Consider the following 21,427-nt stretch of genomic DNA (forward strand, 5'->3'; position numbering starts at 1 on the left):
GCGGGCGCGGCCCGGCCGGCCGCGCCCGTGGCCGGGGTCAGAGCCCCAGCGCGTCGGCCGTGTAGCGCGCGATCATGCGCTCTTCGTTGGTCGGCACCACCGCCACCGCGACGCGGCTGCCCGCGGCGTCGATGCGCTGGGCATGGTCGGCATTGGCTGCGGCGTCGATCTCGATGCCCATCCAGGCCGCCAGCTCGGCAACCTTTTCGCGCACCGGGGCGGCATGCTCGCCGATGCCGCCGGTGAACACCAGCGCATCCAGGCCGCCGGCCGCCGCCGCCAGCGAACCGAGTTCGCGTGCGATGCGGTAGCAGAACAGGTCGACCGCTTCCTTGGCCTCGGGGGCGTCGGAGGTGAGCAGGGTGCGCATGTCCTGGCTGATGCCGGACACGCCGAGCAGGCCCGATTCCTTGTACAGCAGGTTGGTCAGCGCCTTGGCGTCCATGCCTTTCTGCTCCATCAGGTAGAGCATCACGCCAGGGTCCAGGCTACCGGTGCGGGTGCCCATCATCAGGCCCTCGACGGCAGTGAAGCCCATCGTCGAGGCCATGCTCCTGCCGCCGCGCAAGGCGCACATCGAGGCGCCGTTGCCCAGGTGGGCGATGACGACCGCGCCTTGCGCACGCTCGCCGATGATCTTGGGCAACTGGCGTGCGACGTAGTCGTAGGACAGGCCGTGGAAGCCGTAGCGCTTGACCCCCTCGGCCGAGAGGCGGCGCGGCAGCGCGAAGGCCTGGGCCACGGCCGGCTGGGTGCGGTGGAAGGCGGTATCGAAGCAGCCGACCTGGGGGATGGAGGGCATCAGCGCCGTCACCGCACGTACCGCGCGCAGGTTGTGCGGCTGGTGCAGCGGGGCGAGGGGGACGAAGCGCTCCAGCTCGTCGACGAGCCCGGCGTTCAGCACCACCGGCGCGCTGTAGTGCTCGCCGCCGTGCACGATGCGGTGGCCGGCGGCGGCGATGTCCAGGTTCGGATTGTGCGCCGACAGCAGCTGGAAGACGTGGTCCAGGGCATCGCGGTGCTGCGTGCCCTGGCTGCCCGAGGTGCGCACCGCTTCGTGGATGCGCTCGCCGGCGGCGGTCTTCAGCGTGATCTCGGGGGTGGCGCCGATGCCTTCGACCTGGCCGGAGACGGCCGGCGCCACAGCGACTTCGCCGTTGATCGGGTAGAGCGCGAACTTCAGGCTGCTGGAGCCCGCGTTGAGGACGAGAACGGCTTTCATGGCTTGATCATCTCCCGCTTGCGGTGCGCCATCAGTTGCACCACGGCGCACGAGGCGGCACGGGTTTCGGCGGTGTCGGCACGGCTGGTCAGCACGATGGGCACGCGCGCGCCCAGCACCACGCCGGCCATCAGCGCGTTGGCGAGATATTCGAGCTGCTTGGCCACCATGTTGCCGGATTCGAGGTCGGGCACGACCAGGATGTCGGCATTGCCGGCGACGACCGACTTGATGCCCTTGGTCTTGGCCGCGACCAGCGACACGGCGTTGTCGAAGGCGAGCGGGCCGTCGAGCAGGCCGCCCTTGATCTGGCCGCGGTCGGCCATCTTGCACAGCGCGGCGGCTTCGATGGTGGAGCGGATCTTGGAGGTGACGGTTTCCACCGCCGACAGGATGGCGACCTTGGGTTCGGGCAGGCCGAGGATGTGGGCGAGTTCGATCGCGTTCTGGATGATGTCGACCTTATCCTCGAGTGTCGGCTCGATCATGATCGCCGCGTCGGTGATCATCAGCGGATGCGGGTAGGTCGGCACGTCGGCGAGGAAAACGTGGCTGATGCGGCGGCCGGTACGCAGGTTCTTGACGACCTGGCTCATCATCTCGTCGGTGTGCAGCGAGCCCTTCATCAGCGCTTCGGCATGGCCGTCGCGGCACATCGCGACGGCGGTCGCGGCCGAGGCGTGGCTGTGCTCGGCATCGACGATGCGGAAGCCCTTGATGTCGATGCCGTGTTCTTCGGCCACCGAGCGGATCTTGTTCTCGGGTCCGACCAGGATCGGATCGACCAGGCCGGCCTTGGCCGCCTGTACCGGACCGGACAGCGATTCCTTGTCGCACGGGTGTGCCACCGCGATCGGAATCGGCGACAGGCCGGCCGACACCGACAGCAGGTGGCGGTAGCGCAGTTCGCGGTCGGAAATGGTGACTTCGGGCAGCGTCACGCGCTGGCGCTTGATCTTCTGGGTCGGGGCCATCACTTCGGCGATGCCGTCGATGACCTTCAGGCCGTCCTGGTTGACCGCCAGGCAGTCGAAGATGATGTGGTGGTTGTGCTCGAACTTCTCCTTGCAGGTGACGGAAATCGTCAGCGTGTCGCCGATCGTGATCGGGCGCCAGAAGTTGAGTCCCTGCGACACATATACCGTGCCGGGGCCGGGGAATTCGGTGCCGAGCACCGTGGAGATCAGCGTGCTGCCCCACATGCTGTGGCCGACGACCTCGCGGAACTGGCTCGAGCGGGCGTATTCCACGTCGACGTGGGTGGGATTGACGTCGCCGGACATGGCTGCGAACAGATGGATGTCCTCCGGACGCAGGGTGCGGACCAATTGGGCGAAATCGCCGACCTGGATCTCGTCGAAGGTGCGGTTCTGGATGAACTGGGTGTCGGAATGTTCCATGGCGGCTCTCTTTCGTGTGCTTTCTGTATATGCGTCGCAGCGCGCGATTCTAGCCGCTGCGCGTGACCAATATAAGCACAAAAATGCGTCAATTGTGCAATGCGTCAATTTACCCAGGATTTGCCGCGCGAGCGTTGTGGTTTTCACGCATTCGCCATGCATTCGCTCACAAATTATGCTGCGTTGCAGTGGTACACTCCGCGCCACTCCACCAACTCGCTGGAAGGCTCTCATGGAAGTCGTCGTTCTCGCTGCTGGCCAGGGCAAGCGCATGCGTTCGGTTCTGCCCAAGGTTCTGCAACCCATCGCCGGCAAGCCGATGCTGGCGCATGTGCTCGATACCGCCCGCACGCTCGATGCGCAGCGCATCTGCGTGGTCTATGGGCATGGCGGCGAAGTGGTGCGGGAGCATCTCGATGCGCCCGACCTGGCGTGGGCGCGGCAGGAGCCCCAGCTCGGCACCGGGCATGCGGTGCAGCAGGCCCTTCCGCACCTGACCGACGGCGACATGGCGCTGGTACTGTACGGCGACGTGCCGCTGATCGGTGTTCCGACGCTGCGCCGCCTGGTCGCTGCCGCCGGCGGCGAGCGCCTGGCCCTGCTGACGGTGAAGATGGACAACCCCGCCGGCTATGGCCGCATCCTGCGCAACGGCGCCGGCCAGGTCACCCGCATCGTCGAGGAGAAGGACGCCACCGACGACGAGCGCAAGGTGCAGGAAGTGAATACCGGCATCCTCGTCGCCCCGGTCGCCCGGCTGCGCGACTGGCTCGGCCGCATCGGCAACGACAACGCCCAGGGCGAGTACTACCTCACCGACATCATCGGTCTGGCGGTCGCCGACGGCATCGAGATCACCAGCGTGCAGCCCGATGCCTTCGCCGAGACGCTGGGCGTCAACAACAAGGTGCAGCTCGCCGAACTGGAACGCATCCACCAGAGCAACATCGCCCGCCGCCTGATGGAAGAGGGCGTCACCCTGATCGACCCCGCGCGCATCGACGTGCGCGGCAGCCTCAGCGTCGGGCGCGACGTCGAAATCGACGCCAATTGCGTGTTCGAGGGCACGGTGGAACTGGGCGACAAGGTGCGCATCGGCGCCAACTGCGTCATCCGCAATGCGCGCATCGGCGCCGGCAGCCGCATCGAGCCCTTCAGCCATGTCGACAGCACCACCATGGGCCAGGACTGCGTGATCGGCCCCTACGCCCGCACCCGCCCGGGCACCGTGCTCGGCAGCGACGTGCATCTGGGCAACTTCGTCGAAATCAAGAACAGCGTCATCGCCGACCATTCCAAGGCCAACCATCTGGCCTACGTGGGCGACGCGGACGTCGGCAGCAAGGTCAACATCGGCGCCGGGACCATCACCTGCAACTACGATGGCGCCAACAAGCACCGCACCATCATCGAGGACGAGGTCTTCATCGGCTCCGACACCCAGCTCGTCGCGCCGGTGCGCGTCGGCCGCGGCGCCACGCTGGGCGCCGGCACCACGCTGACCAAGGATGCGCCGCCCGACCAGCTCACTGTCACCCGGGTCCGGCAGATCAGCCTCGAGAACTGGAAACGCCCGGTGAAGCAGCCGCGCTGAGCGCCGCCCGCTTCGCCTTCGCATCCCGACCACTCACGTCTTCAAGGAAGCCCCGCCATGTGTGGCATCGTTACCGCCATTGCAACGAACAACGTCGTCCCCGTCCTGCTGGAGGGGCTGCGCAAACTCGAATACCGCGGCTATGACTCGGCCGGCCTTGCCGTGCTGTCGGGGGAACTGACCCGCCTGCGCTCCGCCGGCCGCGTCGCCGAACTTGCCGCCCTGGCCGACGCCAGCCGGCTTTCCGCCACCATCGGCATCGCCCACACGCGCTGGGCCACGCACGGCGTGCCGTCCGAGCGCAACGCCCATCCGCACATCTCCGATGGCCTTGCCGTGGTGCACAACGGCATCATCGAGAACTTCGAAGCCATCAGGGCCGACCTGCAGGCGCGCGGCTATGTGTTCACGTCCGAAACCGACACCGAGGCCATCGCCCACCTCATCCACAGCAAGCTGCAGGGCACGCCCGACCTGTTCGAGGCGGTGCGTCAGGCCACCAACGAACTCGTCGGCGCCTACGCCATCGGCGTGCTCGCCGAGGCCGATCCCTTCCGCGCCATCGTCGCCCGCCGCGGCTCGCCGCTGCTGCTGGGCGTGGCCGAGGACGGCATGTATGCCGCGTCCGATACCGCCGCGCTGCTGCAGGTTACGCGCAAGGTCGTGTATCTGGAAGACGGCGACCTGGCCGAACTGCGCCGCGACAGCTACCGCGTGGTGCTGGCCGACGGCACGCCGGTCGAGCGTGAAGTCCACCTGTCCAGCCTGTCGGCCGATGCGGTCGAGCTGGGCCAGTTCCGCCACTACATGCAGAAGGAAATCTTCGAGCAGCCCCAGGCGCTGGGCAACACGCTGGAAATGATCGCCGGCGGCGGCGCGATCGCCGCGCAACACTTCGGCGCGCGCGCGCCGGAGGTGTTCGACGGCGTGCGCCGCGTGCTGGTGCTGGCCTGCGGCACCAGCTACCACGCCGGGCTGGTCGCGCGCTACTGGATCGAATCCATCGCCAAGCTGCCCGTCACGGTCGAGATCGCCAGCGAATACCGCTACCGCGACTCCGTGCCCGAATCCGATACCCTGGTCGTCGTCATCTCGCAGTCGGGCGAAACCGCCGACACCCTGGCCGCGCTCAAGCATGCCAAGGCGCTCGGCATGGAACGTACGCTGGCGATCTGCAACGTGCCCGAATCCGCCATCGTGCGTGAAACCGCGCTGCGCTTCATCACCCGTGCGGGTCCCGAGATCGGCGTCGCCTCGACCAAGGCCTTCACCACCCAGCTCGCCGCCTTCGCGCTGTTGACGCTGGCGCTGGCCAAGATCAACGGCCGCCTGTCCGAAGAGGATGAGAACCGCCATCTCACCGCGCTGCGCCACCTGCCGGTCGCGGTGCAGAAGGTGCTCGAACTCGAACCCGAGATCGAGAAGTGGGCGCAGCGCTTCGCCGGCAAGGAGCACGCGCTCTTCCTCGGTCGCGGCAGCCACTGGCCGATCGCCATGGAAGGCGCGCTCAAGCTCAAGGAAATCTCCTACATCCACGCCGAAGCCTACGCCGCCGGCGAGCTCAAGCACGGCCCGCTGGCCCTGGTGGACAAGGACATGCCGGTCATCGCCGTGTCGCCCGCCGACGAACTGCTGGAAAAGCTCAAGTCCAATCTGCAGGAAGTCCGCGCCCGCGGCGGCGAGCTGTACGTGTTCGCCGATGCCGGCAGCGAAATCCCCGAATCCGAAGGCGTGCACATCCTGCACATGCCCGAACACTACGGCATGCTGTCGCCGGTGCTGCACGTCATTCCGCTGCAACTGCTGTCCTACCACGCGGCGCTGGTCAAGGGCACTGATGTAGACAAGCCGAGAAACCTGGCGAAGTCGGTGACGGTGGAGTAAGCCCGCGGCGCCCGGGCCTGCCGTTCCGGCCTGCCCGAAGGCGAAAAGAACGCGAGAACGCCCGGCCAGCCGCCGGGCGTTTTTTCTTGAATCCCCCGTGAGGCGCCTTGGGCAGCGGCGGTTGCGGCTCTCGCGGTTCTGTCGTTTTCCGGCGGATGCTCAGATCTGCCTGAAAAGCGCCGCCGCCGCAATGCCGGCGGCGATCGCCGGCAGGGGCTTCTTCAGCACGAGCATGACAGCGGCCGTCGTCGCCAGCGCCAGCCTGGCGCCGCCGTCGCCCTGCACTGCCAGCGGCGCCAGCAAGGCCACCAGCACGGAGCCGGACATCGCGCCGATGAATTGCCTGACGCGGCGGCCGATCGGCACGAAGGACATGATGAAGACGCCGCCCCAGCGCGTGGCTAGGGTCACCACCGCCATGACGGCCACGATGAGCATCAGGCCCCAGCCCAGGGGCTCAACGCTCACGGGACTGCTCCGTCCAGGCCATGCCCAGCACGCCGCCGGCCAGCGCACCCGCCATGACATGGCTGTTTTCGGGCAGGTACCTGCAGGCCGCCAGGGACGAACAGGCCGCCACGGCCCAGATGACGAGCGTGCGCAGGCTTTTCCGTTCGCCGGCCACCATGGCCAGCAGGAAGCAGCCCATGACCATGTCCAGCCCCCAGCGCCGGGCATCGGCAATGACGTCGCCTATCTGCGTGCCCAGCCAGGTGCCCAGCACCCAGAACAGCCAGAGCGCCAGGCCCCCGCCCAGCAGCATCCCCAGGCCCGGCTGCCCCCGTCCGAATGCCTGCATCGCCAGGGCCCAGTTCGCATCGGACGCCAGCACCATCACGCCATAGCGCCGGGCGGGCGGAAGCTGACGCAGCCAGGGGTAGAGGGTGGCGCCCATCAACAGGTGGCGGGCATTGATGGCGAATACGGTCAGCGCCAGGGCGACGATCGGCACTTGCGCGCCCCACAGGTCCAGCACGGCAAACTGCGCCGCGCCGGCAAACACCAGGGTGCTCATGAGGACCACCCAGGCAGCGTCCAGGCCGGACTGCATGGCCGCCAGACCGAACGCGGCTCCGAAGACCAGCACGAACACGGCGATGGGGACCATGTGCCTGAACCCCGCCCATACCAGGTGGCGGTCGAGCTTGCACTGCGGAAGGGGTGTGTTTGTCGCGTGCATCGTCGCGTCGGGTCCGGGCGTTGATCGTGGACTGCGTTTTCAGGCCCCGACTGTGGCTTGTTCTGGACGTTCGGAAAAGCGCAAAATTCATATCGCTTCTATTCGATTACCTGATGAAAAGACGGCCGACATGACCCTGCATGATCTCCAGATCGACTGGCTCAAGTGCTTCGTCGCGGTGGTGGACACCGGTTCTCTCTCGAGCGCGGCGGGCGAGGTGCACCGCTCCCAGTCGGCGGTCAGCATGCAGCTCAAGAAGCTGGAAGAAGCGCTCGGCCGGCGCCTGCTCGACCGGGGGCCGCGCAAGCTCCAGCTCACGCCGGACGGGCAGACGCTGCTGGGCTACGCTCGGCGCATGCTGGACTTGCAGGCCGAGGCTCAGGCCGCCTTGCATGGCGAGGAACTGACCGGGCGCGTGCGCCTGGGGGTACCGGACGACTACGCCGCCAAGTATCTGACGCCGGTGCTCAAGCGCTTCGCGCCCAAGCACAGCGGTGTCGAGATCGAGCTGAATTGCGAACAGTCCACCTCCCTGATCCCCCGCGTGGCCGGTGGTGACCTCGATCTGGCGCTGGTCTCGCGCGACCACGCCCGGCGCGGCACGCTGCTGTTCCATGAGCCGATGGTGTGGGTGGGATCGGCCCAGTTCGAGCTGTGGCGGCGCGACCCGCTGCCGATCGCGGTGTACGAGGAAGCCAGTCTTGCGCGCCGAGGCGCGATCGAGTCGCTGGCGCAGCAGGGGCGGCGCTACAAGGTCGTCTACAACAGCTCCAGCCTGGTTGGCCAGATCGCGGCGGTGGAAAGCGGCCTGGCGGTGGCGGTACTGACCCAGTGCAGCGCGCCGGCGCATCTGCAGGTGCTGGGCGCCGCACATGGCCTGGGGCCGCTGGCGCCCATGGAAGCGGCGGTCTACCGCAGCCGTGAGTCTCGCGGCAACAAGGCGGTGGACAGCCTTTATGGACTATTGGTCAAGACGCTGCGCTTGTCGGCGACCATTTGATGCAGCGGGCGGCCGAGAGGGTGGGCATGAGGCGCTGAGCGGAGCTGGAACCGAGGCCGGCGGCCCCCCGTCAAGCGGTGCGGGTCTTCTTCAGCCAGCCCGACAGGGTCTCCGCCAGGGCTCGCGGAGCCTCCAGGGGAATCATGTGTCCCGAGCCTGGAATCACGGCCAGTTCGGCGTCCGGAATACCCGCCACAAGCTCCTTTGCTTCCTCGATGCTTCGCAGAAGGTCTCCGTCGGCCGCGACGATGAGCGTCGGGCAACGAATCTCCGACAGCACGTCGATGTCGCTGTCGCGCTGAATCGCGGCCTGGCGCGCAAAGACGTCCTTGCCGAGCTTGATGCTCATGGCGCGCACGCGTTCGATCAAGCCCTCGTCCCGGCTTCTGCTCGGGTGCACGGAGGCGGTGACCGATGCCCGGCCCAGGCCGCTGAACCTGGCCGAGGAGAGTTGGCGTAAGGCCGAGGCCTTGCGCCGCGCCTGTTCGGGGCTGTCTTCCCGTGCCGAGGTTGCGATCAGGGCCAGCGCCTGCACGCGGTCGGGCGCCAGCCGCGCCATCTCGCGCGCCACATAGCCACCCATAGAGAAACCCACCAACACGAAGTCGGCCGGCGCCTGATCGAGAACGGCCAGCGCCATGCCGGGTATCGAATCGCCGGTATCCAGGTTTGCGAACTGCAATGGCCGGGGGGCGTCGAGGAGCGCGACCATGTCGTCCCACAGCGTGCTGTCGGCCATGAAGCCCGGGACGAACAAAATGGTCATGCGATTGGCTCCTGGTGTGCGCTGGTCGGATGCCGGGCTGCGGCCGGCGCCGTTGCCGCAAGAATGAGGGGGCTCGACGGGGCCGGCCGATTGCGTCTGCTTCGCAGCCGGCCCGTCTGATCGTGGCAAGAATACGCTCAGGCGCGCTGGTTCGCCTGCGGCAGCGGCACCATGAACGTCTGACCGGGCTGGCTGCACCCTGCATCACAGCAACGCCCGGGCTGCTTGTTCTTGCTGATCGCCCGGTTGTCCTCGGCCAGGACGCCACGTTCCAGGAGCCGCTCGACCAGTTCGACTTTGCTGCCCACCGGATAGTGGCGCCAGATCTCCTGCTTCAGCGCGGTCGGGGAGCCGCCGCCGTGCAGGCTGATCAGCGAGTACCAGCCGCCCTGGTAGGAGGCGGTCAGATCCTCGATGAAGCGGGAAACCTCGATCCGCTTGTCGTACGGGATGCCCGGGTTGGCGCGCAGCACTTCCGCAAGCGTTGCCGCCGTCGCGGGGTTGTGGTCCTCGTCGGGCCCCGGCAGGGCGACGATCAGGCCGCCGGATACTTCGTGGGCGAGCCGGTGCATGTCGTAGATCTGGGTCGAGAGCAGCAGCTTGCCGATGTTCGAATACACGGGCTCGGGCATGAAGCTCTTCGAGTACGGGTCCTGCACCGAATAGACGCTCGCCGCCACGCCACAGGCGTAGAAGCCCTCGGTGATCTTGATCAGTTCGACCATCGGATCGCGCAGGTTGGCCTTCTTGTCCGGGTCCAGGCCGTTGGCCTCGCACATCAGCGCACCCGCACCGATGAGCAGGTCGCCGAAGCCGGCACGCGCGGCGATGCAGCTATGGCGGTGATGGGTCGCATAGTTGTAGGTGACGTCGCCCGAGAACTCCCATTCCCCGGCCAGGAACACCCGCTCCCACGGGACGAACACCTTGTCGAAGATGACCACGCCGGTCGATTGGCCGTACTTGCGCGAGAACAGCGGCGCGCCGTGTTCCGGCTTCTCGCCGGGGCGTCCGGCCGGACGGGCGACGATCGTGATTCCGGGCGCGTCGACCGGCACGGCACAGCACAGGGCGAAGTCCTTGTCGTCCTCGCGCATGTTGCGCGAGGGCATGACCAGAAACTCATGCACGTAGGGGGCACCGGTGACGATGGCCTTGGTGCCGGAAATCACGATGCCCCTGGCGTTGCGCTCCACGATGTGGACGTAGACGTCCTGGTTCAACTGCTGGTTGGGGCGCTTGCTGCGGTCGCCCTTGGCGTCGGTCATCGCGATGCCCAGGGTCAGGTCCTCATCCTGAACCTTCTGGAGGTAGGCGGCGAATTTCGCCCGGTACGCCGTCGAACCCCGGGCGTCGTCCAGTTTGGCCATGGCCTGCCCGATGCCGTTGAGGGCGTCGTGCGCGAGGTAGCGCTGGGCACAGCCCGTCTCCTGGCAGAGCACGCGGATGGCTTCCAGCTTGTTGAGCAGGTCGCCGGCCGATTCGTTGATGTGCAGCATTCGGTTGACCGCCTTGCCCGACGCCGTCTGCTTCGCGAGCATCAGCGGCGCCAGGGCCGGGTCGTGGGCGAAATCGTAGGTGACCGCCAAGGCGTTGATTCCGGGCTGCAGCGAGGGGGCATCGACGACCGATTCGATCAACTGCCCATCGACATAGACGGTGGGCTTGTACTTCCGCAGGGATTCCCGATACCCCTGACCGTCCATCAAACCGCGGGTGTTCGTGGCAGACATGTCGCCTCCTTGTTGGTTTATGTTCATTAAATTGAACAGTGTTCAATTTGAAGCGCAGTGTAGAATCGCGCCCATGTCCGAGTCAACGACTGTTCGCAAAGCGGGAGCCCGTGCCCGCGCGACCCCTGCCGAACCGCGCGTGCTCAGGGAGCGTGCGCTCAACCAGGCGCGCCGTACCCTGATCCTGGATGCCGCGCGCACGGCGTTTTTCGAGTTGGGGCTGGATGGCGCGAGCCTGCGCGGGATCGCCAAGCGGGCGGGTTACACGCCCGGCGCCATCTACAGCTACTTTGCCAATCTGGAAGAGATCTACGGCGCGCTGCTGGGCGAATCCTTGCAGCGCCTGAACGGGGTCGTCGAGGCGGCCGGCGCGCAGGCTGTGGCGCCAGATGCGCTGTTGCGGGCCAAGGCCGGGGCTTTCTACGTGTTCTACCGCGACAACCCCAAGGAGCTGGACCTGGGCTTCTATCTGTTCAATGGGGCCGAGCCCAGGGGACTGACGCCCGGGTTGAACCAGACGCTCAACGAGCAGTTGATGGCGGCCCTGCGGCCGGTCGAGACCCAACTGACGGCACTGGGCCTGGGCACGGACGAGGCGGTCAGCGAGACCACGGCCGTATTTGCGCATATCGTCGGCGTGCTCGTGCTGAACAACACCGGCCGAATCCGCCTGTTCAGGCAGAATCCGGACATCCTCTTCGAGCGTTACATGGACGCGCTCATCGAACGTCTGCCGGCTCCCCGTTCCTGACGCGGGTGCCGGGGGGCTGCGGCCGGACAAGCCTTCCAGGCGCGGCGACCGTCCTCCGGTCCGGCTGCGCGGTCACGTCATGCGCGTGCGCGGTCCGACACTCGATGCCGGGGACGCATCGGAGCTTGCGCGTCCTGAAGAAGTGAATTAGGGTTCACTAACTGAATCAAAGTTCATTTCATCATGGCCTATCGCAAGACCGAACGCGTCGAGGCACGCCTCGCCGACAACCGCCAACGCATCCTCGACGCCGCACGCCGGCTGGTCTCCGAGGGGGGCTGGGCGGAGGCGCAGATCAGCCATGTCGCCTCCGCCGCCGGCATCGCCACCGGTTCGGTGTACCGCTACTTTCCGTCCAAGGCAGATTTGTGCGTCGAGGTGCTTTCCGTGGTCTCCCAGCGCGAGGTCGATGTCCTGGAAGCCATCGCCAACAGCGCCGATGCGCCTTGCCAGACGCTGCATGTGGCGGTCTCGGCCTTCGTCGAGCGCGCGATGCGCAACCGGCGACTGGCCTACGCCCTGATCGCGGAGCCCTGCGACCGCGAGATCGACGAGGCGCGTCTCGTGTACCGCCACGCCATCAGCAAACAGATCATGCGCATCGTCAAGGACGGCCAGGCCGCGGGTGATTTCCGCGCCGACCTGGACCCCAGCATCGCGGCCACCGTGATCGTGGGCGGCTTCATGGAAAGCCTGATCGGCCCGCTTTCCCCGCTCAACGCGGATTTCGACCGCTCGGGCACGCACGGGCCCGACGCGGTGCGTGCCCTGGCCAGCCAGATCGCCGATGTCTGCTGCGCGGCCGTCACGGCACAGCCCGGCAAAGCTGCTTCATCCGAACCCCACCCAAGGAGACAGGCATGAACGCCCCCGCCCCCGCACAGCGTGTCCTCGAAACGGCCGCCGATCGTCATTCGACCCACGTCGTCAAGAACCAGGCGGCGCTGCCGAGCGGCTTCAATGCCTTCGACGGCGACGTCGTGCTGAAGGCCGCCATCGAGCGCGAAGCCCCGTGGGCGGCATCGCGCTGCTCGGCCATCGGCCAACTGGCCGGCGACGATGCGGTCCAGGAACTGGCTCGCCAGGCGAACCGGAACATTCCCGAGCTGAAGACCCACGACCGCTTCGGCAACCGCATCGACTGGGTCGACTTCCACCCGGCCTGGCACGAACTGATGTCGCTCGCCTGGCAGCACGAGGTGCCGACCCTGTCGTGGACGAGCAGGGAAAAGCATCCGCACTATGCGCGCGCCGTCCTCTCCTACCTGTGGAACCAGGTCGAGCAGGGCACGGGATGCCCGACCGGGATGGCCTACGCCTCCTACGCCGGCTTCAGCCACGAGCCCGCACTGAAGATCTGGGCCGAGAAGTGCCTGGGCACGGTCTACGAGAACAGCCGCCGCGAAGTGGCCGACAAGCCCTCCGTGGTGATCGGCTATGCGATGACCGAGAAACAGGGCGGCTCGGACCTGCGCGAGACGCAGACCACGGCGGTGTTCTCGCACACCGCCGACTACCACGGGGCCACCGCCCACTGGTACGAGCTGACCGGCCACAAGTGGTTCTGCTCGGTGCCGCAGTCGGACGGGTTCTTCACCCTGGCCAAGGTCGATGGCGGCGTCACCTGCTTCTTCCTGCCGCGCACGCTGCCCGATGGCAGCTACAACCGTTTCTTCATCCAGCGCCTGAAGGACAAGGCGGGCAATCGCTCCAATGCCGGCAGCGAGGTCGAGTACAGCGGCACGCTCGCGATCCGGGTCGGCGAGGAAGGGGCCGGCATCCGCGAGATCATCTCCCACTCGCACCTCACCCGCCTGGACTTCGCAGTCGGCTCCGCCGGCCTGATGCGCCAGGTGCTGACGCTGGCCCTGAACCACACGACCACCCGCAACGGCTTCGGCTCCAGCCTGGCCAGGCGGCCGATGATGGCCAACGTGCTGGCCGACATGGCGGTGGAGGTCGAGGCCGCGACCCTGATGGCATTGCGCATCGCCAAGGCGACCGATTACATCGACACCGACGCGCGCGAAAAGGCCTTTGCCCGCGTGACGACGCCAATGGCGAAATACTTCAACTGCTCGCGCGTGGTGGCCGTCGCCAACGAAGCCTTGCAGTGCCACGGCGGCAACGGCTTCGTCGAGGATGGCCCGATGGCCCGCCTGTACCGCGAAGCGCCGCTCAACAGTGTCTGGGAAGGCACGGCGAACATGATGTGCATGGACGTGCGTCGCGCGATGCTGAAGGATGCGAGCTGCCGCGACGCCTTGTTCGCCGAGCTGGCGGACGTGCGCGGGCTGGATGTGCGCTTCGATGGTTACGTGAATGCGATGCGGCCCTTGCTCGATGCGATGCTGCAGGACGAGTTCCTCGCCCGTCCCGCGGCCGAAGCGATCGCCCGCTCGCTGCAAGGCGCCGAGCTGCTGCGGCATTCGGCGCCGGAGGTGGTCGACGTGTTCATGAAGACCCGGCTGGGCGGCAACACCCACAACTGGGGCGTCATGTTCGGCACGCTCGGCCCGGGGGTCACCCAGGCGCAGGCGGACGCCATCGTCGAGCGCGCGCGGGTCAAGCGCTGAACGTCGCCGACGCGCTCGGCGCCGGCGCGTGCTTCAGTCGGGCTCGCGATAGCGTTTGCGGATGCGCAGGATGTCGTCCAGGCTCGACAGGAAGACCGCCAGGATCCTGGGGTCGAAATGCCGCCCCGATTGTTCCTGCATGTAGGCCACCGCCTGTTCGATGCCCCAGGCTTTCTTGTAGGGGCGGGCCGAGGTCAGCGCGTCGAAGACGTCCGCCACCGCGGCGATGCGCGCCGACTGTGGAATGTTCTCGCCGGCCAGGCCGTCGGGGTAGCCGCTGCCGTCCCATTTCTCGTGGTGGCCGAGGGCGATCTCCCGCGCCATGCGGAGCAGGCTGGAGTCGTCGCCGGCAAGCAGCTCGGCGCCGATCACCGGGTGCAGCTTCATGATCTTCCATTCCGTGTCGTCCAGCTTGCCCGGCTTGAGCAGGACGGCGTCGGGGATGCCGATCTTGCCGATGTCGTGCATCGGGCTGGCGTGCAGCATCAGTTCGACCTCGTCGTCATTCCAGCCCAGGCGGCCGGCGAGCAGGGCGGCGGCATGGCTCATGCGCAGAATGTGCTGGCCGGTCTCGTTGTCGCGGTACTCGGCGGCCCGCCCCAGGCGCTGGACGATCTGCAGGCGGGTGGCGACCACTTCCTCGGTGCGCAGGCGGACCATCTCCTCGAGAATGGCCTTCTGCTCATGGGTACTGCGGTATGCGCGGCGCGCGTCGAGCAGGTTGCGCACGCGCATCAGCAGTTCGCTGCGGTCGAAGGGCTTGTTCAGGTAGTCGCGAGCGCCGGCGGTGAGTGCCTTGATCAGGTGTTCGCGGCCATGCTCGGCGGTCAGGATGACGATGGGCGGCAGCAGCGGGTCGTTCAGCGCGTACAGTTGCTCCATGACCTGGTAGCCGTCGAGGTAGGGCATGTTGATGTCGAGCAGGATCAGGTCGGGGCGCTGGCGGTTGTAGTGCGACAGCACCTCGCGCGGGTCCTCCACGCAGATCAGCCGGGTGTAGCCCTGGCTGCTGAGCAGCTTGTCCAGGAGCCTGAGGTTGGCCGGCTCGTCGTCGACGATCAGGATGGGCGAGTCAACGTGCGTGTTCACCGGGCAGGACTCCTGTTGCCGCGAGGTTTCTGCCCAAGAGAAGGGGGTGCCGACGGGTAGGCCCGGGGGGCGTCATCCGTTCTCTCTCTTCGGCAGGTAGAGGTCGATGCTGGCAAGGAAGCGCCCGATATCCAGCGGCTTGGTCAGATAGTCGGTGAAGCCGGCCCCGATGCCGCGTTCGATGTCCTTCGGCATTGCGTTGGCCGACAGGGCGAGGACGGGGATGTGGCGCAGTTGCAGATCAGCCTTGAACACCTGCAGTACGCCATAGCCGTCCATGCCCGGCAGGTTGATGTCGAGCAGGATCAGATCGGGCTTGACGGTGAGCGCCAGCTCGATGCCCAGTTCCGGCGTATGCGCGGTGACCAGGTGGATGTCGCGCAGCCTGCTGAGGATCTGCGTCACGAGTTTCAGGTTGACCGGGTTGTCGTCGATGTACAGGATGTGCCGCTGCCGGCCGCCACTGCCGGATTCCGCCGGTTGCGACCGCCGGGCCGGCGGGGCTGCGGCCGGTGTCGCATCCGCCTGCGGCAATTCGATCCAGAAGCGGCAGCCCCGGCCCGGTTCGCTGTCGACGCCGATCCTGCCGCCCATGGCCTCGACCATCCGGCGCGAGATCGCCAGGCCGAGGCCGGTGCCTTCGACCGGTCCGTGCTCGGCGTCCAGGCGGTTGAAGGGCTGGAACAGGCTGCCCAGCTTGTCGGCGGCAATGCCGGGGCCGGTGTCGGCGACCGTGATGCGCAGGCGCGGGCCGGCCGTGTCCACCGTCAGCCGGACTTCGCCTTGCGGATGGTTGTACTTGATCGCGTTCGACAGCAGGTTGAGCAGCACCTGCTTGAGCCTCACCCGGTCCGCGCGCACCGCGCCCTGCGGGCCGGACGGCAGATGCAGGCTGATCTTCCGGTCGGCGGCCAGCGGCCGCAGCAGTTGTTCGCACTCGTCGGCCACGGCGTCCACCAGCACGGTCTCGATGGACAGCGTGATGCGGCCGGAATCGATCTTGGCCAGGTCGAGCACCTCGTTGATCAGCCCCAGCAGGTGGCGCGCCGCCTTGAGGATTTCCTGCACGCTGTCCTGCTGGTCTTCGTTCAGGCGCTCGTCGAACTCGAGGATCTGGGCGAAGCCGAAGATGGCGTTCATCGGTGTGCGCAGTTCGTGGCTCATGCTCGACAGGAACTCGGATTTCGCCTGGTTGGCGCGCTCGGCTTCGGTCCTCGCGGCCTTCACCGCGAGCTCGGTCTCCTTCTGCCGCGAGATGTCGAGGATGGTGGTCAGGCGCAGTTCGCGGCCGCCGAATTCCAGGTCGCGCCCGCGCACGATGGCGGGGAAGGTCGTGCCGTCGTGGCGCAGCATGACCGACTCGTAGGATTCGGCCCATTTCTCGCCGATCAATTGCAGCGCCATCGGCACCGCGCTCGGCGCGGTGAAGGACATCACGGGCTGGCCGAGGGCGTCGTCGCGCCGGCAGCGGAACAGTTCGAGCCAGCGGTCGCTGACGTCGACGATCATCCCCCGGTCGCAGACGACCACGCCTTCGTCGACATTGTCGGCGAAGAACTTGTGGCGCTCCCGGCTTTCCTGCAGCCTGAGCTCCGTCGCCTTGAGGAGCGTGATGTCGGTGCGGATCGACACGTAGCGGACCGGTTTCCCGCTGTCGTCGACGATCGGCACGATGGTCGTGCTCACCCAATACGGCTCACCGTTCTTCTTGCGGTTGCAGACCTCGCCCTGCCAGGTTCTGCCCCGGGTGATGGTGCGCCACAGGGCGGCGTAGAACTCGTCGGAGTGCCGGCCTGACTTGACGATGCTGTGGTTGGCGCCGAGCAGTTCCTGGAGGCTGAAGCCGCTCAGCTCGCAGAACTTGTCGTTGGCATAGATGATGCGGCCGTCCGCGTCGGCCATGCTGACGATGGCGTGCTGGTCGATCGCCCGGCGCATGACGCTGAATTCCTTGAGCTGCGTGTCCAGCTGCCGGCAGCGCAGATGCGTACGCCACGCCCGGTCGCGGGCGGCGCGCACGATCGGGCGGGCGATGGCGGCGAGCTGGCCGGCGGCGATGGGCACGGCCAGCCAGAATTCGTCGTCTTCCGCCCCGTCCGGCGGCGGCCAGGCCGTGGGCGGCGCAAGGAAGACCAGCGGCAGCCGCCACCGGGCCACCGCCTTGCGTGCCGCGGCGATAAGGCCTTGCGCATCCGCCGCCACGGCGAGATCGACGACCAGCAAGGCCGTCTCCGGGATGGCGGAGGCATCCGCCAGCGCGCCGGCTCCGAGGAAATGCGCCGTGCAGCGTGCGGCTTCGAGTTCCTTCGCGCAGGCTGCTTCGGTCTCGGCCGGGCTGCCGACGACGATTGCCGGCAGCGGCCGGCCGAGCCTGTCGTCGTGAATGCCGCCGGCCAGCCGCGCCACATCGACGGCCTCGGCCGGTGCGTGCAGGATCCGGCGCACGGACGGCAGCGGCGAATCGCCGCCGTGGTCGATCACGATCAGGGCCGCCGCGCCCGCCAGGCCTGCGGCCAGACCGCCCCGCGCCGTATCCGCATGGCGGGCGAGCCATGCCCCATCGGCAACGACGATGTCCTCGGCGCCCACTCCATCGGCCGGAAAGGCTTCGACGAGCTGGAAGCGCTTGCCCGCGAGCAGATCGTGCAACGCCATCCGCATCGACGGCGGCAGGCCGAGTCCGATCAGCCGCATCGTCTCCGATGCGCTGCCGTTCGTCATGTTTTCCGCTTGCTTTCCTTGCCTTTGCATACTCGTTGGGAATGGCCGGAGCAGCCGCTATGATGCTGGGTCTGAATTCAATCGGAAAGGGAAAATATCATGCCTGCCCGCCATGTCCTGCCCGACGAACGTTTTACCCGCCTGCGCCTGGGCTGCGAGCATGTCCGCACGGCGCGGCGCCGGCCGGTGATCAACCCTGCCACCGGGGCCGCGTTTGCCAGCGTGCCGGTGGCAGGGCCGGAGCACCTGGACGCCGCCGTCGCGGCAGCGCGCGCGGCCTTCCCGGCCTGGCGCGCCCTGTCCTGGGACGCGCGCCAGGCGCGGCTGGAGGATCTGGCCGGAAGCATGCAGCGGGCGCGGGACGAACTGGCCGACCTGCTGACGCTGGAGCAGGGCAAGCCGCGCCATTCCGCCGCGGCCGACGAGGTCGATTACGCCATCGGCTGGCTGCGCGAGGTGGTCACGCGGCGCCTGACCGACGAAGTGCTCGAAGACACGCCGCGGCACCGGGTCGAGAAATCCTGCGTCCCGCTGGGCGTGGCCGGGCTCATCGTGCCGTGGAACTTTCCGCTCTGCCTCGCGGTGTGGAAACTGGCCCCGGCCCTGATCACCGGCAACACCGCCATTCTCAAACCCTCGCCGCACACGCCGCTGACCGCCCTGCGGCTGGCCGAACTGGCCGAAGGCATCCTGCCGCCGGGTGTGCTCACCGTGCTCACCGGGGATGATGAACTGGGCCGCTGGATGGTCGAGCACCCCGGCATCGCCAAGATCAGCTTCACCGGTTCGGTCGCCACGGGACGCAAGGTGATGGCGGGCGCCGCGGCGACCCTCAAACGCGTGACATTGGAACTGGGCGGCAACGACCCGGCCATCGTGCTGCCCGACGCCGACATCGATGCCGTCGTCCCCAGGCTGTTCTGGGGCGCCTTCGGCAACTCCGGGCAGTGGTGCGTCGGCATCAAGCGGCTCTACGTGCATGACGACATCTACCCGCGCCTGCTCGCCGCATTGGCCGACTATGCCCGTGGCGTGCAGATGGGGGACGGCATGGATCCGGCCAGCCAGCTCGGGCCGCTGCAGAACGCCGGCCAGCATGCGAGGGTGCTCGGCCTGCTGGCCGACTGCAGTGCCCGGGGGTTTCGCTTCGCGCTCGGCGGCGGAGCCGGTCCCGGTCCGGGCTACTTCGTCCCGCCCGCGATCGTGGACAATCCGCCCGACGACAGCCGCGTGGTTCGGGAAGAGGCTTTCGGTCCGCTCCTGCCAGTGCTGCGCTACCGTGACTTCGATGACGTCGTGCGCCGCGCGAACGACACCGAATATGGTCTGGGAGCCTCGGTCTGGGGCCGCGACCTGGCGCTCGCGCGGGCCTTGGCCGGACGCCTGGAAGCCGGCACCGTATGGATCAACGAAGTCTATGTCCACGGCGTGGACTTCCCGTTCGGGGGCCACAAGCTGTCCGGCCTGGGGGTCGAGCACGGCGCCGAGGGGCTGGCCGCCTATGCCGACGTCCGGGTCTTCATGAGTTCGCGCTGAGTCTTGCCATGGGCGCGGGACGGTGGGGCGCTCCTTCCGGGGAACGCCATGCCTGCTGGCGGCGTCCAGTCTGGCAGTGTGCCGAAGGCATGGCGTGCTCGCCGTCGCGGATGTTCAGGCGGGTCGGACGGGCCACGGCAGCGGCGGGGCGGATAACCGCCTGCCACCGTCCTCTGGGACGCGGCCGAAGCGCGCCGCGCCGGATTCCCAGTCGGCCTGGGCTTGGGCGACGTAGCCGCGGTCGTGGCCGACGAAGTTCCACCACATCGTGATGTCGTGCCCGAACGGGGCGCCGCCCAGCAGCAGGGCGCGGCTGCCCAGGGCGAACGAGAGATCGAGGCTGTCGCGTCCCTGGCCGAGGTAGGCGAACTCATCCCCGGCGAGCGGGCTGCCGGCGGCCGATACCCGCCCTTCCAGCGGCAGCAGGCCATACTCGAATCCGGGGTCCAGCGGCAGCGTGGTCGTGCCGCCTGCCGCGGAGGCCAGATCCAGTCCCAGGAGCGGCGTGAAGATCCGCGTCGGCGCCTGGTGCCCCGCATGGCGGCCCGCCAGCAGGGTACAGGCCACGCCGTCCTGCGACCAGCGCGGCAGCGAGGGGTAATGCTCGAATGCGGGAGCGGTGCCGGCATGCTCGGGCGGCAGCGCGATCCAGAGCTGGGCCGCGTGCAGCCTTTCTTCTCCGGGCAGGGTGTCCTCGGTATGGACGATGCCCGCTCCGGCCGTCATCAGGTTGACCTGCCCGGGTTGGATCACCTGCTCGCTGCCGAGGCTGTCGCGGTGCAGGATGCGGCCTTCGACCACCCAGGTGAAGGTCTGCAGGCAGGTATGGGGGTGGGCGCCCACATGCATGCCTTCGCCGGGGCCGAAGCGCACCGGGCCGACATGGTCGAGAAAGCACCAGGCGCCCACCATGCGGCGCTGGCGTGTGGGCAGGGCGCGGAGGATCGTCAGGCCCTCCCCGAGTTCGGCTTTTCGCAGGGGGATGCGTTCGATCGTGGTCATGGGCGGATGCCGGGCGGTGGGGGTGGAGGGGGCGCCGGCGAATGACGGCCGGGCCGCGGCTGATGGTCGTACTGTAGTGCCGGGCCCGGGAAAGGCAAGCGTTTCCGGGCGTGCGCGACTGTGGTGGAATGGACGGTCGGCGCATTGCCAGGGAGGTGCCAGCCATGCAGCAAGACCATTCTCATCAGGAGCGGACGATGCACGAACAGATTCTGAAGTTCTGGTTCGAGGACATCGAACCCGGGCAGTGGTGGAACGTCGATCCGGCATTCGATGCCGAGTTGCGCGCGTGCTTTCTGCCCTTGCTCGTGTCGGCGTCGCTGGGCGAGCTGTCCGGCTGGCGGACATCGGCCAGGGGGCGGCTGGCGGAGATCATCGTGCTCGACCAGTTCTCGCGCAACATCCATCGCAATACGCCGGCGGCCTTCGCCCAGGACCCGATGGCGCTGGCGCTGGCCCAGGAGGCGGTGGTGGGCGGCGCGCTGGAAGCCCTGTCCGCGCCGAGCGAACGGACTTTTCTGCTGATGCCCTACATGCACAGCGAATCGCCCCTGATCCACGTCGAGGCCGACGAGCTGTTCGGCCGCTGGGCACCGGAGGACAACCACCGTTTCGAATTGCTGCACAAGGCGATCATCGACCGCTTCGGCCGCTATCCCCACCGCAACGCGATTCTCGGCCGCGTGTCGACGCCGGAAGAGATCGCGTTCCTGAAGCAGCCGGGCTCGGGCTTCTAGGGGGCGTCATCACGTAGCCAGCGAGGACCCCGCCAGCCTTTGCGTTAGCAGCTTCTGAAGCCTGTGTTCGGAAATGGCGAACCTGCCCCGGCAGCGGAAAAACTAGACTTTCGCCGTGTTGGGTCTGCAGGTGTTGATATCGACGATAAAGGAGGATGACTTTGAAGATTCTCGTACCCGTCAAACGCGTTGTTGACTACAACGTGAAGGTTCGCGTCAAGGCCGACGGCGGCGGT

General features: G+C 67.6%; 17 protein-coding genes and 1 pseudogene. 9 read left to right on the forward strand and 9 right to left on the reverse strand.

Going from position 1 to position 21,427, the window contains the following annotated elements; genetic code table 11:
• Positions 1 to 37: 37 nt before the first annotated feature.
• The gene (locus C666_RS08760) at positions 38 to 1,222 is read right to left on the reverse strand and encodes an acetate/propionate family kinase (protein ID WP_004337066.1); all 1,185 of its coding nucleotides are present in this window, start codon (positions 1,220 to 1,222) and stop codon (positions 38 to 40) included.
• A complete protein-coding gene (locus C666_RS08765; RefSeq protein ID WP_004337067.1) occupies positions 1,219 to 2,622 on the reverse strand; it encodes a bifunctional enoyl-CoA hydratase/phosphate acetyltransferase in 1,404 nt (467 codons plus the stop codon). Before C666_RS08765 ends, C666_RS08760 begins: the two co-directional genes overlap by 4 nt.
• Positions 2,623 to 2,854: 232 nt before the next feature.
• On the opposite strand from C666_RS08765, the gene glmU reads away from it, so the two are divergent.
• On the forward strand, positions 2,855 to 4,216 hold the full coding sequence (gene glmU, locus C666_RS08770) for a bifunctional UDP-N-acetylglucosamine diphosphorylase/glucosamine-1-phosphate N-acetyltransferase GlmU (protein WP_004337068.1): 1,362 nt from the start codon (positions 2,855 to 2,857) through the stop codon (positions 4,214 to 4,216).
• Positions 4,217 to 4,273: 57 nt separating this feature from the next.
• On the forward strand, positions 4,274 to 6,100 hold the full coding sequence (gene glmS / locus C666_RS08775; protein ID WP_004337069.1) for a glutamine--fructose-6-phosphate transaminase (isomerizing): 1,827 nt from the start codon (positions 4,274 to 4,276) through the stop codon (positions 6,098 to 6,100).
• A gap of 159 nt (positions 6,101 to 6,259) precedes the next feature.
• Here the strand turns inward: glmS and C666_RS08780 are convergent, their stop codons facing one another.
• Positions 6,260 to 6,568, reverse strand: a complete 309-nt coding sequence (locus C666_RS08780) for an AzlD family protein (RefSeq protein ID WP_004337070.1) — start codon at positions 6,566 to 6,568, stop codon at positions 6,260 to 6,262.
• Positions 6,558 to 7,280 (reverse strand): AzlC family ABC transporter permease, encoded by a 723-nt coding sequence (locus tag C666_RS08785; protein WP_028792430.1) that lies wholly within the window; start codon positions 7,278 to 7,280, stop codon positions 6,558 to 6,560. The genes C666_RS08780 and C666_RS08785 overlap by 11 nt, the downstream gene beginning before the upstream one ends.
• A gap of 130 nt (positions 7,281 to 7,410) precedes the next feature.
• Between C666_RS08785 and C666_RS08790 the strand changes: the two genes are divergently transcribed.
• Positions 7,411 to 8,280, forward strand: coding sequence for a LysR family transcriptional regulator (locus C666_RS08790; RefSeq protein ID WP_004337073.1), 870 nt, complete (start codon positions 7,411 to 7,413; stop codon positions 8,278 to 8,280).
• 70 nt (positions 8,281 to 8,350) lie between these two features.
• Here the strand turns inward: C666_RS08790 and C666_RS08795 are convergent, their stop codons facing one another.
• Positions 8,351 to 9,046, reverse strand: a complete 696-nt coding sequence (locus C666_RS08795; RefSeq protein ID WP_004337074.1) for an alpha/beta fold hydrolase — start codon at positions 9,044 to 9,046, stop codon at positions 8,351 to 8,353.
• A gap of 137 nt (positions 9,047 to 9,183) precedes the next feature.
• A complete protein-coding gene (locus tag C666_RS08800; protein WP_004337075.1) occupies positions 9,184 to 10,779 on the reverse strand; it encodes a 4-hydroxyphenylacetate 3-hydroxylase family protein in 1,596 nt (531 codons plus the stop codon).
• A 139-nt stretch (positions 10,780 to 10,918) separates the two neighbouring features.
• Here C666_RS08800 and C666_RS08805 point away from each other — a divergent pair, with 139 nt between their 5' ends.
• The 3 genes from C666_RS08805 to C666_RS08815 all read left to right on the forward strand — a co-directional run bounded on the left by C666_RS08805 (position 10,919) and on the right by C666_RS08815 (position 14,106).
• Positions 10,919 to 11,530: a TetR/AcrR family transcriptional regulator gene (locus tag C666_RS08805; protein ID WP_004337076.1), complete on the forward strand. Its 612-nt coding sequence runs from the start codon at positions 10,919 to 10,921 to the stop codon at positions 11,528 to 11,530.
• Between the two features lie 183 nt (positions 11,531 to 11,713).
• On the forward strand, positions 11,714 to 12,394 hold the full coding sequence (locus tag C666_RS08810; protein ID WP_004337077.1) for a TetR/AcrR family transcriptional regulator: 681 nt from the start codon (positions 11,714 to 11,716) through the stop codon (positions 12,392 to 12,394).
• Entirely contained in the window at positions 12,391 to 14,106 is a 1,716-nt protein-coding gene (locus C666_RS08815; RefSeq protein ID WP_004337078.1) for an acyl-CoA dehydrogenase family protein, read from the forward strand. The genes C666_RS08810 and C666_RS08815 overlap by 4 nt, the downstream gene beginning before the upstream one ends.
• Positions 14,107 to 14,139: 33 nt before the next feature.
• Here the strand turns inward: C666_RS08815 and C666_RS08820 are convergent, their stop codons facing one another.
• Complete coding sequence (locus C666_RS08820; RefSeq protein ID WP_004337079.1) at positions 14,140 to 15,195, reverse strand: HD-GYP domain-containing protein; 1,056 nt, start codon at positions 15,193 to 15,195, stop codon at positions 14,140 to 14,142.
• A gap of 72 nt (positions 15,196 to 15,267) precedes the next feature.
• Positions 15,268 to 17,916, reverse strand: coding sequence for an ATP-binding protein (locus tag C666_RS19315; protein WP_004337080.1), 2,649 nt, complete (start codon positions 17,914 to 17,916; stop codon positions 15,268 to 15,270).
• Positions 17,917 to 18,015: 99 nt separating this feature from the next.
• On the opposite strand from C666_RS19315, the gene C666_RS08830 reads away from it, so the two are divergent.
• Positions 18,016 to 19,452, forward strand: coding sequence for an aldehyde dehydrogenase family protein (locus tag C666_RS08830; protein WP_004337081.1), 1,437 nt, complete (start codon positions 18,016 to 18,018; stop codon positions 19,450 to 19,452).
• 114 nt (positions 19,453 to 19,566) lie between these two features.
• Here C666_RS08830 and C666_RS08835 read toward each other — a convergent pair whose 3' ends face one another.
• Entirely contained in the window at positions 19,567 to 20,454 is an 888-nt protein-coding gene (locus C666_RS08835) for a pirin family protein (RefSeq protein WP_004337082.1), read from the reverse strand.
• 197 nt (positions 20,455 to 20,651) lie between these two features.
• Here C666_RS08835 and C666_RS08840 point away from each other — a divergent pair, with 197 nt between their 5' ends.
• Positions 20,652 to 21,191: a DUF924 family protein gene (locus tag C666_RS08840; RefSeq protein WP_004337083.1), complete on the forward strand. Its 540-nt coding sequence runs from the start codon at positions 20,652 to 20,654 to the stop codon at positions 21,189 to 21,191.
• Positions 21,192 to 21,352: 161 nt separating this feature from the next.
• Positions 21,353 to 21,427: pseudogene (locus tag C666_RS20425) on the forward strand (electron transfer flavoprotein subunit beta/FixA family protein); the annotation flags it as partial.

The sequence above is a fragment of the Thauera linaloolentis 47Lol = DSM 12138 genome (assembly GCF_000310205.1).
Lineage (GTDB): Bacteria > Pseudomonadota > Gammaproteobacteria > Burkholderiales > Rhodocyclaceae > Thauera > Thauera linaloolentis.

Coding starts and splice junctions, on each gene's coding strand:
- C666_RS08760 (WP_004337066.1), bottom strand. CDS start 1,222: ATGAAAGCCGTTCTCGTCCTCAACGCGGGCTCCAGCAGCCTGAAGTTC.
- C666_RS08765 (WP_004337067.1), bottom strand. CDS start 2,622: ATGGAACATTCCGACACCCAGTTCATCCAGAACCGCACCTTCGACGAG.
- glmU (WP_004337068.1), top strand. CDS start 2,855: ATGGAAGTCGTCGTTCTCGCTGCTGGCCAGGGCAAGCGCATGCGTTCG.
- glmS (WP_004337069.1), top strand. CDS start 4,274: ATGTGTGGCATCGTTACCGCCATTGCAACGAACAACGTCGTCCCCGTC.
- C666_RS08785 (WP_028792430.1), bottom strand. CDS start 7,280: ATGCACGCGACAAACACACCCCTTCCGCAGTGCAAGCTCGACCGCCAC.
- C666_RS08790 (WP_004337073.1), top strand. CDS start 7,411: ATGACCCTGCATGATCTCCAGATCGACTGGCTCAAGTGCTTCGTCGCG.
- C666_RS08795 (WP_004337074.1), bottom strand. CDS start 9,046: ATGACCATTTTGTTCGTCCCGGGCTTCATGGCCGACAGCACGCTGTGG.
- C666_RS08800 (WP_004337075.1), bottom strand. CDS start 10,779: ATGTCTGCCACGAACACCCGCGGTTTGATGGACGGTCAGGGGTATCGG.
- C666_RS08810 (WP_004337077.1), top strand. CDS start 11,714: ATGGCCTATCGCAAGACCGAACGCGTCGAGGCACGCCTCGCCGACAAC.
- C666_RS08815 (WP_004337078.1), top strand. CDS start 12,391: ATGAACGCCCCCGCCCCCGCACAGCGTGTCCTCGAAACGGCCGCCGAT.
- C666_RS19315 (WP_004337080.1), bottom strand. CDS start 17,916: ATGACGAACGGCAGCGCATCGGAGACGATGCGGCTGATCGGACTCGGC.
- C666_RS08830 (WP_004337081.1), top strand. CDS start 18,016: ATGCCTGCCCGCCATGTCCTGCCCGACGAACGTTTTACCCGCCTGCGC.
- C666_RS08835 (WP_004337082.1), bottom strand. CDS start 20,454: ATGACCACGATCGAACGCATCCCCCTGCGAAAAGCCGAACTCGGGGAG.
- C666_RS08840 (WP_004337083.1), top strand. CDS start 20,652: ATGCACGAACAGATTCTGAAGTTCTGGTTCGAGGACATCGAACCCGGG.